General features: G+C 44.9%; 12 protein-coding genes and 1 other annotated feature. All 12 genes read right to left on the bottom strand.

All coding sequences use genetic code 11. The features are described 5' to 3' along the window. Window positions 1–343 precede the first annotated feature (343 nt). On the bottom strand, window positions 344–601 hold the full coding sequence (locus H532_RS0102190) for a hypothetical protein (protein WP_027724109.1): 258 nt from the start codon (window positions 599–601) through the stop codon (window positions 344–346). A 264-nt stretch (window positions 602–865) separates the two neighbouring features. Next, on the bottom strand, window positions 866–2,782 hold the full coding sequence (gene thrS, locus H532_RS0102185) for a threonine--tRNA ligase (RefSeq protein ID WP_027724108.1): 1,917 nt from the start codon (window positions 2,780–2,782) through the stop codon (window positions 866–868). Window positions 2,783–2,831: 49 nt separating this feature from the next. Continuing rightward, window positions 2,832–3,051 (bottom strand) — a binding site (T-box leader). 233 nt (window positions 3,052–3,284) lie between these two features. Further along, entirely contained in the window at window positions 3,285–4,103 is an 819-nt protein-coding gene (locus tag H532_RS17610) for a putative sporulation protein YtxC (RefSeq protein WP_245566390.1), read from the bottom strand. A gap of 350 nt (window positions 4,104–4,453) precedes the next feature. After that, window positions 4,454–5,386 carry a primosomal protein DnaI gene (gene dnaI, locus H532_RS0102175; protein WP_027724107.1) on the bottom strand — a complete coding sequence of 311 codons (933 nt, stop codon included), beginning with the start codon at window positions 5,384–5,386 and terminating at the stop codon, window positions 4,454–4,456. 11 nt (window positions 5,387–5,397) lie between these two features. Beyond that, a complete protein-coding gene (locus tag H532_RS0102170) occupies window positions 5,398–6,756 on the bottom strand; it encodes a replication initiation and membrane attachment family protein (protein WP_027724106.1) in 1,359 nt (452 codons plus the stop codon). 143 nt (window positions 6,757–6,899) lie between these two features. Beyond that, window positions 6,900–7,361: a transcriptional regulator NrdR gene (nrdR, locus tag H532_RS0102165; protein WP_027724105.1), complete on the bottom strand. Its 462-nt coding sequence runs from the start codon at window positions 7,359–7,361 to the stop codon at window positions 6,900–6,902. A 108-nt stretch (window positions 7,362–7,469) separates the two neighbouring features. Further along, window positions 7,470–7,856 (bottom strand): adenosylmethionine decarboxylase, encoded by a 387-nt coding sequence (speD, locus tag H532_RS0102160; RefSeq protein ID WP_027724104.1) that lies wholly within the window; start codon window positions 7,854–7,856, stop codon window positions 7,470–7,472. A gap of 398 nt (window positions 7,857–8,254) precedes the next feature. Further along, window positions 8,255–9,289, bottom strand: coding sequence for a glyceraldehyde-3-phosphate dehydrogenase (locus H532_RS0102155; protein WP_027724103.1), 1,035 nt, complete (start codon window positions 9,287–9,289; stop codon window positions 8,255–8,257). Window positions 9,290–9,471: 182 nt separating this feature from the next. Further along, window positions 9,472–10,068, bottom strand: coding sequence for a dephospho-CoA kinase (gene coaE / locus H532_RS0102150; protein WP_027724102.1), 597 nt, complete (start codon window positions 10,066–10,068; stop codon window positions 9,472–9,474). Further along, window positions 10,069–10,902 carry a DNA-formamidopyrimidine glycosylase gene (gene mutM, locus H532_RS0102145; RefSeq protein ID WP_027724101.1) on the bottom strand — a complete coding sequence of 278 codons (834 nt, stop codon included), beginning with the start codon at window positions 10,900–10,902 and terminating at the stop codon, window positions 10,069–10,071. A gap of 27 nt (window positions 10,903–10,929) precedes the next feature. Beyond that, window positions 10,930–13,566, bottom strand: coding sequence for a DNA polymerase I (polA, locus tag H532_RS0102140; protein ID WP_027724100.1), 2,637 nt, complete (start codon window positions 13,564–13,566; stop codon window positions 10,930–10,932). Between the two features lie 264 nt (window positions 13,567–13,830). Then, window positions 13,831–15,099 (bottom strand): NADP-dependent isocitrate dehydrogenase, encoded by a 1,269-nt coding sequence (gene icd, locus H532_RS0102135; RefSeq protein WP_027724099.1) that lies wholly within the window; start codon window positions 15,097–15,099, stop codon window positions 13,831–13,833. Window positions 15,100–15,147: the final 48 nt, after the last annotated feature.

Here is a 15,147-nt window from a genome sequence, read left to right as displayed (position 1 = left end):
GGTATACCCCTAAATTTAGACTTGATTTTTTCCAAATAATGGGGTGTCTGCTCATTTTCGCGCCTCAGCCTGCTGAAAAATGCGCATAAATGCCGTTTTTGCGCATTTTCTGGTCGATTCCGCCTTCATTTTGCGCATATGCTCCAGTTTTTTACAGATTAGTCCAGGATTTTTTCAATTTATGGAACGTCTGCGCATTTTCATGACTCATCCAGCTCAAAAATGCGCATAAATGCTGTTTTTGCGCACTTTCTGGTCGATTCCGCCTTCATTTTGCGTATATGCTCCAGTTTTTTACATATTTAGCCTTTATTTTTCCAGTTTATGGAGCGTCTGCGCATTTTCATGACTCATCCAGCTCAATCATAGAATAAAAGTAAGGGGCAAAGAGATGCGGAAATAACGGTCGCTCCCCGGATTTTTCTATGTAAACAAGCTGACCCGGATTCAGCAATTGCGAAAAAGCTGTTACAATTTGATTAATATAACTGGAAAAATCCAAGGACATGCCGTTAAACAAACTCGGCAAGGCACCAACAAAAACAATGCCAAGCGCAGATATAATAAATTTGACACCGATTTTAAGAACCTCAGACAGCATATGACAACCCCCTTTTAATCTAGCAAGCAGGAATATTCCGAACAAACTTGTCATTTTTAGCTGCTCTCTCTTCTCGTCTTAACACGTCCTGTTTTGAATAGAAAAAAGTATAATACAAAAATACTATTTCAGGATATCGTTGGCAAGTATTTCTCTGAAATTTCAATGGATTAGGTCTAAAGGGAATTTTTTGTATTTCATGCTTCATGTCGCTTGGAAAAGCAAAAAAGGCGCCTACCGTTTTGCGGTAGACGCGCCATTTTATTATTTTTTCTCTTTAATTTCGTTTAAGAGGCTTTCTTTAAAATCGTTGAAGGCGACGGTTTTCGAATCGCTCTCGCCGTATTTGCGCACATTGACAGCATTTTGTTCTCTTTCTTTATCGCCGACAACGAGCATGTACGGGATTTTCATCGTTTGGGCTTCGCGGATTTTATAGCCGAGTTTTTCATCTCGGTCGTCCACTTCTACGCGGATGAGGCTTTGTTGCAAGTCATCGGCAATTCGCTGGGCATAGTCATGATGGGCTGATGCGACCGGAATCACTTTCACTTGCACCGGCGCAAGCCAAGTTGGAAAAGCGCCGCCAAAATGCTCAATCAAAATACCAAAGAAACGGTCAATCGACCCATAGATGGCCCGGTGAATGACAACGGGTCGAGCTTTTTCATTTTTGTCGTCAATATAGGTTAAATCAAATTTCTCTGGCATCTGGAAGTCCAGTTGGACCGTTCCGCATTGATAGCTACGTCCTAATGCATCCTTGATATGGAAATCTATTTTTGGTCCATAAAAAGCTCCATCGCCTTCGTTTAATTTATAGTCCAGATTTAAATCATGAAGCACATTGCTTAAGGCTGCTTCCGCTTGTTCCCAAAGCTCATCGGAACCCATGGAATCTTCCGGCCGTGTTGAGAGTTCCACTTCATACGTAAACCCGAAAGTTTGATACATTTCATCAATGAGCTTAATAACCCCTTTTATTTCTGACTCAATCTGACTCGGCATGACGAAAATATGGGCATCGTCTTGGACAAATGTCCGTACCCGAGTCATTCCGCTTAGGGCACCACTTAATTCATGACGATGAACTTGACCAAACTCCGCCATTCGAATCGGCAAATCACGGTAAGACCTTAACTTGCTTTTAAAAATCAGCATATGTCCCGGGCAGTTCATTGGTTTTAAGGCAAAAGGCACATCATCGACATTCGTAAAATACATGTTTTCATGATAGTGATCCCAGTGGCCTGATTGTTCCCATAACCGCCGGTTCATCATTAACGGTGTGCGAACTTCTTGATATCCGTGTTTCGTCTGCAGTTTTCTTGAAAAATTCTCCAATTCATTACGGACAATCATACCGTAAGGCAAATAAAAAGGCATCCCCGGTGCTTCTTCAGAAAACATAAACAGCTCAAGCTCTTTGCCAAGTTTTCTGTGATCCCTTTTCTTCGCTTCTTCTATACGGTTTAAATGTTCTTCCAGTTCTTTTTTACTGTAAAAAGCTGTGCCGTAAATGCGTTGTAGCATTTGATTTTCACTGTTGCCACGCCAATAAGCTCCTGCGACGCTCAATAATTTAAACGCCTTAATTTTTCCGGTTGACGGCAAATGCGGCCCGCGGCAAAGGTCAACAAACTCCCCTTGACGATAAAGGGTCAGCGTTTCCCCTTCAGGAATATCGCGAATCAATTCAAGCTTTAAATTGTCTCCCATTTCAGTAAAAAGGGCAATCGCCTCTTCACGGGTGACGACTTCCCGCTTGATTTCAAGATTTTCGTCGATAATTTTTTGCATTTCTTTTTCGATTTTTGCTAGATCGTCTTGATTCAGCGATGTTTCCAAATCCATATCATAATAAAAACCTTCTTCAATAACGGGTCCTACGCCAAGCTTTACTTTACCATAGAGGCGTTTGACCGCTTGGGCCATGACATGTGTCGTCGTATGGCGAAGAATTTCGAGCGCTTCCGGCGCATCTTCTTTTAAAATGCTGACCGTTCCATCTTCATGAAGCGGACGGCGCAAATCAACGAGTTGACTATTGAATTTGCCGGCAATCGCTTGCTTTTTTAATCCCGGACTGATGGATGCGGCAATGTCTTCAACCGTGACACCGCTCGGGTATTCTCTAACAGCACCATCCGGAAAAGTGATGCGGATATTAGCCATCGCCATAATCTCCTTTCAATATGTGTGTGGTGTAAAATAAAAAGCATCCGTCCCAATAAGGGACGAATGCCTCACTCGCGGTTCCACCCTTCTTCCCGTGAAAAATCACGGCTCGAAGTATGATAACGGATTCTCCGTTGCCGATTACTAGGTCGTCCGTTCACCGGCACAGCTCAGAGGGGGTAAATCTGTGATGCTGCTAGGAAGTTCCACCAACCCTTCCCTCTCTATCAACAGCTGGTTCACACATTCATGTCCTCTGTCATCGCTTGTTGCGATTTCAGTTTTTATGTTTCGTATTATAATCATTTGACAGCAAAAATGCAAGCGGCAAACGGCAACCAATGCCACAATATCACGGTTGTTGAAAACCTTATCAACCAATAGTCATGAAGAAGGTGGTCACTGACGAAATTTACAGAAAAGAATCCGCGCCTTTCTTGAGGATGCCGTCTCTATATCTCTATGTCCAAACCATGTCCCATGCATTCCTCGTTGGACGAGTGCGTTATAAATCAATTTTTTTCGCTTCTGCCAAGGGTCGAAATTCCACCCGCTCTTCAAAAACGTTTAAAAGCGTTCGCATCATGCCGTCGTCCTGCCGGTCTGTATAAACAAAAACTTTCAATGGTGAAAGCCCAATTAACGTCAGGAGAATGGAAGGCTCGGCGTCAACGCCCCATTGTTTTAATAACGGGTAAAAGGACCGGATGGCATTTGTGTTTTCGATCGGTTTAAAATGTTCATCGTACAATCGCATGGGTTGGCAATCAATGGCATAGACAACATTCCGCAATGGGCGGTAAGCTTTCACGATTCGCCGCAGCTTGTCAACAAAGGCGGCGTATTCCTGCTGTAACTTGTACTCATCAATGGCAATTTCCAAATACCGCATCAAGCATTGATAATACCCGGATAAACGGAACGTCACTAAGGATTGAAAACTGAAAGAAGCTTGTTCGCAAACCAAATCGAAAATAGCTTCCGAAATCAGTTTCCTTCTCGATGGCAGTTGATTGACGTTTGGCAGTTCTGGCTTCTCACCGGCGAAGATCGCCCGGGCAATCTCAAGAATTTGTTCTCTGTCGGCTTCTTCCGTAAAATAAAAGACATTCGTTAAAATCTCGTTCATCCATTTTTCTTGGTAACGATCCAAAATATAATCCGTCAGAGCTTCCGTCAAGGCGTTTTGTGCATCGCCATCTAGCGGATGGAAAAGCTCTACTTCCACTGTTTCATTTAACACACGAACCGCTGACTTTTCTTCCAAGCGTTCCGACAAGTATGTATGTAAAGCGGTGGCTTCTCGACGCGTTGACAGTTGCATGCGAATCAATCCCTCGACCCCTCCTCAAACACGACTCCAATCAATTTGGTTATAGGTATCATTTTCAGGACAACTTTATTCACAAGGACAAAATGATCTTGAATCGTTGACCGGCTACGGCGGACGACAAACGCTTTTGCCCTTTAAGCAGGCTTACGTTTAATAAAATATATGGGGCTGGTCCAAAAAAAATGACACCTTCACTTAGGAGATGCCGAGTAAGATCGTTCAGTAACGTATTTGTAAAAAGAAAGCCGTCTCTCAAATCCTTTAAATGATTTAAGAGACGGCCTTTTGCTTTTCGCTGTCAAAATAAAAATCTCAATTTTTCTTTTTCCGGCTAGCCTGACTCATGCTCTTCGATTTTTCCCGTTAACGCGCACATTGATGGTTAAATATCGGATGCGTTCCATGATTCTTTTTGCTTTGACGTATTCTGTCCCGCTTTTATTAGAATAAGCGAGATGGTCTTCCAGTTCATCGTAATCAAAATTTGAGGTATATAATGTCGGAAGCTTGTCCATCATCCGCCGTTGCAAAATGCTCCCCAATATTTCATCACGAATCCAAGGCGACATCGATTCGGCACCGATGTCATCGAAAACAAGAATCGGCACGGTTTTAATGTAGTCGAGCTTCTCATTAAGCGTTTGATCCTCGATGGCGCTCTTTAAGTCACGGAAAAAATCGGGGGCATAGACCATCATCGATTCGACGCCCGCTTCAGCTAATGCGTTTAAAACAGCTCCCATAATAAAAGTTTTGCCGACGCCAAAGGGGCCGTGCATGTACAAGCCTTTCGTTTCTTTTGGATTTTGCAAATAATTTTGCACAAATCTTCCTGCAGCTTCAAGGGCATCAATGCGCCCAAGATCATTTTTTTCAATCGTTTTAAAGGTTGCCCGCAACACGTCATTAGGAATATACAAACTGCCGATCAGTGCCCTCTGACGTTTTTCCCGATCTGCTTTCACCTTTAAAGGACAGGCACGATAGACGATTTCCACAGTGCCTTTATCCACGGTTAACACCGGCTCGTGTCCTTTTACTAAATTCGGACAGTTTTCTAGGCCAGGACAAGTCGCACAATGGTCAGATCCTTCCATAAACTCAACCAATTTAGGCAGCGCTTTCCGCCAAGTCCGCCCATTGATTTCAGGATGATCTTGTCGAAAACGGTCAATGCGGGCATCCATCATGACTTTTTCCAACAACAGTTGATATTGATGGTCGAGGTCAACGGACCCAGCCATTTTACGGACGGTTGATTTGATCGATTCCAAACGATCACCACCTATAAATTAGTTAAAAAACGTTCAAGCTCTTCCACCCGTTTTTGGATGTCTTCATCCGACCGGGTATCCGTTTCCCACTCGCCTGTCATCCACTTCGGCAGTTTTTCTTGGTGCGGATTGGAGCGGTTGGATGAACGCTTTTTCTTTGTCTGCCAATCTTGGTATTTTTTATGCTCGCTTTTTGCCAGTTCCATGGCTTGGCGAACGGTTTTTATGTTTTTTCGCGCCCAATGCGCGGCAATTTTTTGTACATAGCTCTTGCTGAGTTTATAATCATTCGTCGTCATCACGTAGTGTAAAAGCACGTTCATGACGCCGGGAGAAAGTTTTTGATCGAACATGGTCTCTTCAACGATTTTTAAATCGGCCGGTGCCGGTTTCGCTCCGCCAGAGACTGCTTTAAGAAGTTCATATGGGCTAATGGTTTCAAAAAATTGTATTTGCCGTTCATAGTCATCTTTCGGCGTTGTATGATCCATCTCACGGTCAGCCGGTGCTTGTTTGCGAAGCGCAAGTGCCGGAAGTGTATCGCCATGCTCAATTTGATAGTAGTTGCGGACCTCTTTACGCAATTGGTCAATATCAATGATTCCAGTATGTAAAAAGGCGCCTTGTATGATCTGGCTCATCTCTTCGGCGGTAAGCCGGTAAACAAAAGCGAGCTTTTCAACAGCTGTTTTTACCTCATCCGTAAATGCCTCTTTAGAAATAATGACATCGGATAAAAGCCGATATAAGTGATCAAAATCAAAGTGAGACCGAAAGAGAGGTGTGCCTTCCTTGCGGTCTAGCGCATCTTCTGCCATCCCCGTCGCTTCCGCTTCCCATCCTTGCGTCAATTCCGATGGATGAAGGGATGTAAAGACATCATTAAAACTAGCCGTTAATTCTTCTAAGCCATCGGGTGCTGAAGTCTGCGCTTGAAACAACGCCTTCAATCTTAAGTATTCACGCTTTCCAACGCGGTTGTATAGATAAATATTTAATAAACCATCAGAAAAAAAACGAGCCGGTGAAAGCGGTGCCTCCAATATATAAACGAAGGACGGTCTTTCTTCCCCAGATTTTTTGTAAACTTTTAGAAGACCAATCGCTTCTAATTTTTTACGTGCATCAAGAAGCACATCTAACGAACTGTCTGTGCGGACCATAAGATGATGATGCGTAAAGGCGCCCTCTCCTAATGCTCTGCCGTCTTCAGCTTCATACAACAGCGTAGCATATAATTGGCAAGCAAGTGGGCCGATAAGGGGCTGATAAAGATAATTAATGATTTTTAAATCGATTGGTTGGATCAATCCACCGGCTAAAACCGTATAAGGGTCAACCGGAAGCACTTCTTTCCAATGGGTCTGCATAAAAATTCCCCCCATCGCAACCCATAAAGAGAACTTGGCTCCGCAAGCCTTTTAGGCGAAGTCGGAGCCTTAGTTGCACTTATGCTGGCCTGAAAATATTTTATACTTTTTTACTCGTATAAAAAACGCTATTGGCTCCATGCCTATTGTCGGGCCTTCTTAAGTAATTCCTTTAACTCATGAATAAAAACATTAATATCTTTAAATTGCCGGTAAACCGAAGCAAAACGGACGTAGGCCACTTCATCAACCTTTGCCAGCTCGTCCATCACAAGTTCGCCGATCTCCCCGCTTTTGACTTCAGAAACCCCGCGACTTCGCAATTCCCGTTCTACATGATTGACGATTTCTTCAAGCTTTTCCAAAGGGACTGGCCGTTTCTCACAGGCTTTAATCAAACCATTGAGCAGTTTCTCGCGATTAAAGGCTTCTCGGTTATCTCCTTTTTTGATCACGATGAGCGGTGTCTCTTCGATGGTTTCAAAAGTGGTGAAGCGAAAGTGACACGCCTCGCATTCTCTTCGGCGACGAATGGAACGGCCGTCATTCACAGGCCGGGAATCCAATACTTTCGAACCCATCCCTTGGCAATTAGGGCAACGCATGGTCTGGCCTCCTCCACACGACAGGCGATAATCATCTAGATTAATTTTAGTCGAAACAAGGTTGAGGGACAAGCGAAAAACGAAAAGGAGGCGAATCGCCTCCTTTTACTAAATGACGGCTCTGATATTCCGTTCGGGGACCTGCACGGGTCCAGTTCCGCGCGGGATTTCAGCCGTCTCTATTGTTTTTGCTTCCAATTCTCGCGCGATGTAATCAGCAGCGATGGCGGGATCAATCCGATCGCCGCAAGTATACACGTCAATGCTCGCATAACCGTGTTCTGGAAAACTGTGAATCGTCAAATGCGATTCCGAAATGATGACGACACCGCTCACGCCTTGTGGTGCAAATTTGTGAAAGGCTACTTCTCTCACTTCTGCACCGCATGCCAAAGCGGCTTCTACAAAAGTTTTCTCAATAAAATCAATGTCATTCAACCGGTCGACATTACAATCCCACAATTCGGAAATAATGTGACGACCAATGGTTTCCATATGACATTCCCCCTTTAAAATGATACCCATGCCCGCTTGAGTGGCATGTGGATGGTTGTAACACCACGGGGGATAGTTAGTCCGCTGAGGTCCTAACCCTTTAAGTGTTCAAGCCCATCCATTAAAAACTACACTTTTCATTCGAGACTAAGTATACTTGTTTTGTTCTCAGAATGCAATAAAATTTTTAAAGAACAGCCGGGCATTCATTCAGCCTTTTTTAGGAGTCGGGCTTTACAAAATAACACGGCGCTTCGATCAAAAGACATTGAAGATCCAGTTCTCTCTTTATCAATCCCTAAATTTCCTAGTTTTCCAATTTCTGGATTATATATAAAAAAGAGCGCCCATCCGGTGCGCTCTCTTCATGTAAACCGCCAGGATCTGTTGGTTGATCCTTACGAAACTTTCACGTCAGCTTTATTAAGCATATGCCGTGCCACATGGACCGCCAAGTCGACAACCCGGCAGGAATAGCCCCATTCATTATCGTACCAGGCTAGAATTTTCACTTTTCTGTCGCCGATGACCATAGTCGATAAACCATCGACAATCGCAGAATGCGAGTCCGTTCTGAAATCAACCGATACCAACGGCTCTTCACAGAAGGCGACAATCCCTTCATAATCCGTTTGCGCCGCTTCTTTTAACACTTCGTTCACGGTATCCACAGTGACGGGCGTTTTCACATCTAAAACGAGGTCCACTAAGGAAACATTAGGCGTTGGCACACGCAAAGCCAATCCGTTCAATTTTCCATTCAAGTGAGGCAAAACTTTACCAATTGCTTTTGCCGCTCCCGTCGTCGTCGGAATGATCGATTCCCCACATGCCCGCGCCCTGCGCAAATCTTTATGGGGATTATCGATGTTGTTTTGATCGTTGGTATAAGCATGAACGGTTGTCATCATGCCTCCTTCGATGCCGAATCGGTCATCAATGATTTTGACAACGGGTGCTAAGCAGTTCGTCGTGCATGAGGCATTTGACAAGATTTGGTGATGTTCAGGGTCATAATCTCCATCATTGACACCTACGACAATTGTCACGTCTTCGTCTTTCGCTGGTGCTGTGATGATGACTTTCTTTGCACCGGATTCTAAATGATACCCAGCTGTTTCTTTCGTTTTAAATTTTCCAGTGGCTTCAATGACGATGTCGATGTCCATTTGCCGCCAAGGCAATTCCCGAGGATCACGGGCATTGACAAGCGTGATGACTTGATCATTCACTTGAATATGTTGATCATCGATTGCCTTCGCCGTTCCGTCAAAACGTCCATGGACGCTGTCATATTTTATTAAATGTACTAACGTTTCCGCAGGGTAACGCGCGTTGATGGCAACGATGTTGAGTTCCGGTTGGGTGATCGCCTTTCTTAAAAACATCCGGCCGATTCGACCAAATCCATTAATAGCAAGTTTCACAGGCATGAACCTTCTACCTCCAAATGTGCTATACTTTTTATCTTTATCCTCAAAAACAGTATAACATAATAAAACTTATTTGTAAGCGGTTTATTGTGAATTCTTTTCGTCCAAATGTGAAATGTCCCGATCGAGCAGCTTTTCATGAAAAAATATCATTGATGGGCAAGAAAAATGGAGCCGGCGGATTAAGCCAAGCTCCATTCTTTCAAGATCATATCTAATTGTTTTTCTGTTTGCGCAAGCGACCCGCTGTTATCAATCACAACATCGGCGTACGCTTTCTTTTCTTCTAAAGGCATCTGGGCGCGTATGCGCAAAAGGGCTTCCGCTTCGGACAAATGGTCGCGAGCCATGAGCCGTTTGAGTTCCACTTCTTGCGGGACATATACGACGATCACTTTATCCACCCAGCTGGTCAATCGGCTTTCGATGAGAAGCGGAATATCTAAAACCACTGCCTTCTCTTGTGCCGCCTCACATGCGGCGACTTTTTCCAGCATCCTTTTCCGCACCTCAGGGTGAACAATGGCGTTTAACTGTTTTCGCTTTTCTTCATCGGCAAAAACGATCTCTCCAAGCTGTTTGCGGTTTAACGTCCCGTCTTCTAAGAGTACTTCTCGCCCAAATGTTTCAACGATTTGACGGTAGGCGGATTCACCCGGCTCTACCACTTCCCGGGCGCAAACGTCAGCATCCACAATGGGCAAGCCTCTTTTCTTAAGCATCCGTGACACAGTGCTTTTTCCGCTCGCAATCCCGCCCGTTAAACCGATTTTAAGCATTTATGAAACCCTCCCCTGGCACTTGGGGCAAAAATGAGTGCCGCGGCCGGCGGTCTTCGTTTTTTCGATTAATGTCCCACATTGCTTGCACGGTTCGCCTTTACGTCCGTAAACATACAATTTTTGTTGAAACATGCCCATTTCCCCTTGACTATTTAAATACGTTCGCACAGAACTACCGCCCATTTCCACCGCTTCCGCGAGCGTTTTCTTAATGGATGTCGCAAGCAACCGGATTTGTTTTTTCGTTAATGTTTTCGCTGTGGTTTGCGGATGGATGCCACTCCGAAACAGCGCTTCATCCACGTAGATGTTTCCGAGTCCCGTGACGACCTTCTGATCGAGCAATACAGCTTTAATCGTTCTTTCCGTATTTTTTAAGACTTGCCGCAGGTACGTCTCATTAAAATCGTCATCAAATGGTTCAGGGCCGAGCGCGTTAAGCGGCGGGTGATCCCATTCCGTTCCTTTTGCAAATAGATGCATCGTTCCGAACTTCCTAACGTCACGGTAACGCAATTCACTCCCGTCAGTAAAGCGAAATATGACATGGGTGTGCTTGTCGATCGGAACATCCGGCGTCTCTACTCGGTATTTGCCTTCCATTCTTAAGTGGGAGACCAATACATAATGGTCAAGGATAAACCGTAAAAATTTTCCTCTACGTTCAATATCGCGAATCGTCTCACCAAGGAGCATCGTTTTAAATTGTTCTGGATCACTCGGTTGTTTTATGATTTTGCCCCAGCGAACATCGACATCTGCAATGGTTTTATCAGTCACTAACCGCTGCAATGTCCGCTTGACGGTTTCGACTTCTGGTAATTCCGGCATGTCTACCCCTGCTTTTATCTTTCTGATTTACTTCGCGTCATACCATGTCGGACCGTACGCCACGTCCACAATAAGCGGTACTTTGAGATCGATGGCGTTTTCCATTACCTCAGGTACAACGATTTTAAGTTTTTCAACTTCTTCCTCAGGCGCTTCAAAAATTAATTCATCGTGTACTTGAAGCAGCATTTTTGCTTTTAAGCCTTCTTGTTTAAGCCGTTTGGCCATTTGTACCATGGCAAGCTTGATAATGTCGGCGGCTGTTCCCTGAATGGGCGTATTCATCGCCGTGCGTTCCGCAAAACTGCGGCGGTTGAATTGCCGGCTGGTAATATCGGGTAAATAGCGGCGCCGGTTTAACAATGTCGTGACGTAGCCGTCGTGTTTTGCTTTTTGAACGATCTCCGTCATATAATTTTTGACCCCGGGGAATGTCTCCAAATATTTTTCAATGAATGCACCGGCTTCTTTTCTTGAAATATTCAAGCTCTGGGATAAGCCGTAATCGCTGATGCCATAGACAATCCCGAAATTAACAGCCTTGGCATGGCGCCTCATGAGCGGTGTGACTTTTTCCGGCGGGACGTCGAAGACATCCGAGGCCGTCTTCGTATGAATGTCCATGCCTTCCTTAAAAGCCCGGATTAAATTCTCGTCTTCAGAAATATGGGCGAGGACGCGCAGTTCAATTTGCGAATAGTCGGCTGAAAAAATCATATAACCGGGTTCAGAAGGCATAAAGGCTTTGCGAATTTTTCGCCCCTCTTCCAAGCGAATCGGGATGTTTTGCAAGTTCGGGTCAATCGAGCTAAGGCGCCCTGTTTGTGTGTACGTCTGGCGAAAGACGGTATGAATTCTTTTCGTTTTTGGGTGAATGACTTTTAAAAGGCCATCGATGTAGGTTGAACTCAACTTGCCGAGTTGGCGATAATCCAAGATTTTATCAATAATTTCGTGCTGGCCTTTCAGTTTCTCTAAAACGTCCGCCGATGTGGAATATCCGGTTTTCGTTTTTTTCACCGGAGGTAGATTGAGTTTTTCAAAAAGCACTTCGCCTAACTGTTTCGGAGAGTTGATATTAAAATCCACCCCGGCTAGTTTATGAATATCGCTTTCCAATTCTGCGAGTCTTTCCTCAAGGTCAACTCCCATTTTTTTAAGCGCTTCTTCGCTTACGGCCACACCTTCTAGCTCCATATCCGCCAAAACTTTGGAGAGCGGCCTCTCAAGCTGGTTATAGAGTTCATCTTGATTGTTTTTCGCAAGCTCTTTTTTAAGCAGCGGCATGAGATCTAAAAGAGCCTGGGCTTTACGCACAAGGTGATCAGCAAGTTCCTCCTCACCGGGCACGTGCTGCTTCACACCTTTTCCGTAGAACGCTTCATCGGCAAAAACATAGGTGATGCCGTACCGCTTGGCAATAGCCGCCAAATCGCTGAACGTCTCCGACGGGTCGATAAGGTATGCAGCAAGATTCACATCAAAACAGACGCCATCAAATGTCAAACCGTGCCAGTGCAAAACCGCTTGGTCATGTTTAGCATCCAAAACAATTTTTCTTTTAGAGGCGTCGGCAAGCCATTCTTTAAAAAGGTCAGACGCCAGGCCAACGGATTTCGGAATATACCAACGGCCTTTCGCATTGGTCAGAGCGAAGCCGATGATGTCGGCAAAGTGGTAATTTTCCTCTAAAGTTTCAACAATTAAAGCCGTCTTGTCTTCAAATACTGGCGCTTCTTTATCAATGTGCTCGATCACCGTAAATGATAAATCCGTTTGTTTCGCTTCTTCTGAAAGGGTTGCCTCCGCACCAATGCGTTCAAGAAGCGACTGAAACTCCAGCTCTTTAAAAAGGTCAATGAGCGGGGCGTTGAAGGACGGTTCATATTTCAAATCGTCTAGGCTAAAGTCGAGCGGTGTTTGACAATTGATCGTTGCCAGTTTTTTGCTCATCAATGCTTGCTCTTGGTGCTGGGCCAATTTTTCCCGCAATTTCGTACCCGAGACGTCATCCAAGTGGTCATAGATCGCCTCAACCGAGCCAAATTGTTTCAGGAGTTTGATGGCCGTCTTTTCTCCGACTCCCGGTACGCCGGGGATGTTGTCGGATGCATCACCCATCAACCCTTTTAAGTCAATGATTTGATCTGGATTGAGTTCATAGCGCTCAAAAACCTTTTCCGGGGTATACCCATCAACATCCGTGATCCCTTTTCGCGTCAAAAGCACCTTGACGCGCTCGTCGGCGAGTTGGAGCAAGTCTTTATCCCCAGTAACGACTTCCGTTTCCCAGCCTTTCTCTTGCGCAGCTTTAGCGAGCGTTCCGATGATATCATCGGCCTCGTAAAGTTCCTTTTCATACCTTTTAATCCCCATTAAATCTAGCACTTCACGTATGAAAGGGAACTGCTCCGACAGCTCAGGCGGTGTTTTTTGGCGGCCGCCTTTATACTCTTTAAATGTTTGATGCCGGAATGTCGTTTTGCCGGCATCAAAAGCGACGAGCATATGTGTTGGCTTTTCCTCTTCAATAATTTTTAAAAGCATGTTTGTAAACCCGTAGACCGCGTTGGTGTACACGCCCTTGTCAGTATTTAGAAGCGGGAGGGCAAAAAAGGCTCGGTAAGCAATGCTATTGCCATCAATAAGAACAAGCTTGTTCATGAAAGCACTCCTTTTCAGGGTCTTGTCTCCTTTAATTATCCTGTGTCCATCATACACTTTTTCCTATTGTTTATAAAGGAGAAGCTTAAGTCAATCGGGTTTACTCGAAAGCAAATGAGAGAAAAAGACAACACGACTTTTTTGGCTGATCGTCATGAAAATCTTCGATCGACATGCTCATTCTCCTTGAGTCCACCCAATCATGGGCATAAAAAAGCACCACCTCAGAACCATTGAGGCGGCGCTTATTAGAACGCTTAAGTTTTACATATTTTTGATTAACGCATCGCCGAACTCGGAGCATTTGACTTCCGTTGCGCCTTCCATGAGACGGGCGAAGTCGTAGGTAACAACTTTTTCGGCAATTGTTTTTTCCATGGCTTTAATGATCAAGGATGCGGCTTCATGCCAACCTAAGTGTTCGAGCATGAGGACGCCGGAGAGAATAACCGAAGACGGGTTGACTTTATCAAGGCCAGCATACTTCGGTGCCGTGCCATGTGTCGCTTCAAAAATAGCATGTCCGGTTTCATAGTTGATGTTTGCACCTGGAGCAATGCCGATGCCGCCAACTTGGGCTGCTAATGCATCGGAAATGTAGTCCCCGTTTAAGTTCATCGTTGCAACAACATCAAATTCTTCTGGACGGGTTAAGACTTGTTGTAAGAAAATATCCGCAATCGAATCTTTAATCAAGATTTTGCCGGAAGCGAGCGCTTCTTCTTGAGCTTTATTGGCAGCGTCTTTGCCTTCTTTTTCCGCAATGCGGTCATATTGAGCCCATGTGAAGACTTTATCGGCAAATTCTTCTTCCGCCACTTCGTAGCCCCAGTTTTTAAAGGCGCCTTCCGTAAACTTCATGATATTGCCTTTATGGACGAGCGTGACGCTCTTCCTGCCTTCTTTAATAGCGTATTGAATAGCGGCGCGAACAAGACGTTTCGAGCCTTCTTCGGAAACCGGCTTAATGCCAATGCCGGAAGTTTCCGGGAAGCGGATTTTCTTCACGCCCATTTCGTTTTGCAAGAAGTCGATGACCTTTTTAACTTCTTCGGTTCCTTTTGCCCATTCAATACCAGCATAGATGTCTTCCGTGTTTTCGCGGAAAATGACCATGTCGGTTTTTTCCGGATGTTTGACCGGTGAAGGAACGCCTTGGAAATAGCGCACAGGACGCAGGCAAGTGAAAAGATCAAGCTCTTGGCGAAGGGCGACGTTCAAAGAACGGATACCGCCGCCGACCGGTGTTGTGAGCGGACCTTTAATGGCAATTATGTACTCCCGGACGGTATCGAGCGTTTCTTGCGGCAGCCATTCGCCGGTTTGGTCAAAAGCTTTTTGACCCGCTAAAATTTCTTTCCAAACGATTTTCTTCTTACCAGCATAGGCTTTATCAACGGCTGCTTCCAATACACGGGAAGCCGCAGCCCAGATGTCCGGGCCAGTTCCGTCGCCTTCAATAAAAGGAATAATCGGGTAATCCGGTACATTTAATTTTCCGTTTTCGACTGTAATGCGTTCTCCGTTTGCCACTCAAAAAACCTCCTAAAATCGATTAACCATTGATGGTGGTCTGGTTAA

This window comes from Tuberibacillus calidus DSM 17572, assembly GCF_000430685.1.
GTDB lineage: Bacteria > Bacillota > Bacilli > Bacillales > Sporolactobacillaceae > Tuberibacillus > Tuberibacillus calidus.
This window is presented reverse-complemented; position numbering and strand designations above follow the sequence as displayed.

Bases quoted from the DNA above. Each gene is read 5' to 3' on its own strand.
- H532_RS0102190 (WP_027724109.1), bottom strand. From the start codon at position 601: ATGCTGTCTGAGGTTCTTAAAATCGGTGTCAAATTTATTATATCTGCG.
- thrS (WP_027724108.1), bottom strand. From the start codon at position 2,782: ATGGCGATGGCTAATATCCGCATCACTTTTCCGGATGGTGCTGTTAGA.
- H532_RS17610 (WP_245566390.1), bottom strand. From the start codon at position 4,103: ATGCAACTGTCAACGCGTCGAGAAGCCACCGCTTTACATACATACTTG.
- H532_RS0102170 (WP_027724106.1), bottom strand. From the start codon at position 6,756: ATGCAGACCCATTGGAAAGAAGTGCTTCCGGTTGACCCTTATACGGTT.
- nrdR (WP_027724105.1), bottom strand. From the start codon at position 7,361: ATGCGTTGCCCTAATTGCCAAGGGATGGGTTCGAAAGTATTGGATTCC.
- speD (WP_027724104.1), bottom strand. From the start codon at position 7,856: ATGGAAACCATTGGTCGTCACATTATTTCCGAATTGTGGGATTGTAAT.
- H532_RS0102155 (WP_027724103.1), bottom strand. From the start codon at position 9,289: ATGCCTGTGAAACTTGCTATTAATGGATTTGGTCGAATCGGCCGGATG.
- coaE (WP_027724102.1), bottom strand. From the start codon at position 10,068: ATGCTTAAAATCGGTTTAACGGGCGGGATTGCGAGCGGAAAAAGCACT.
- mutM (WP_027724101.1), bottom strand. From the start codon at position 10,902: ATGCCGGAATTACCAGAAGTCGAAACCGTCAAGCGGACATTGCAGCGG.
- polA (WP_027724100.1), bottom strand. From the start codon at position 13,566: ATGAACAAGCTTGTTCTTATTGATGGCAATAGCATTGCTTACCGAGCC.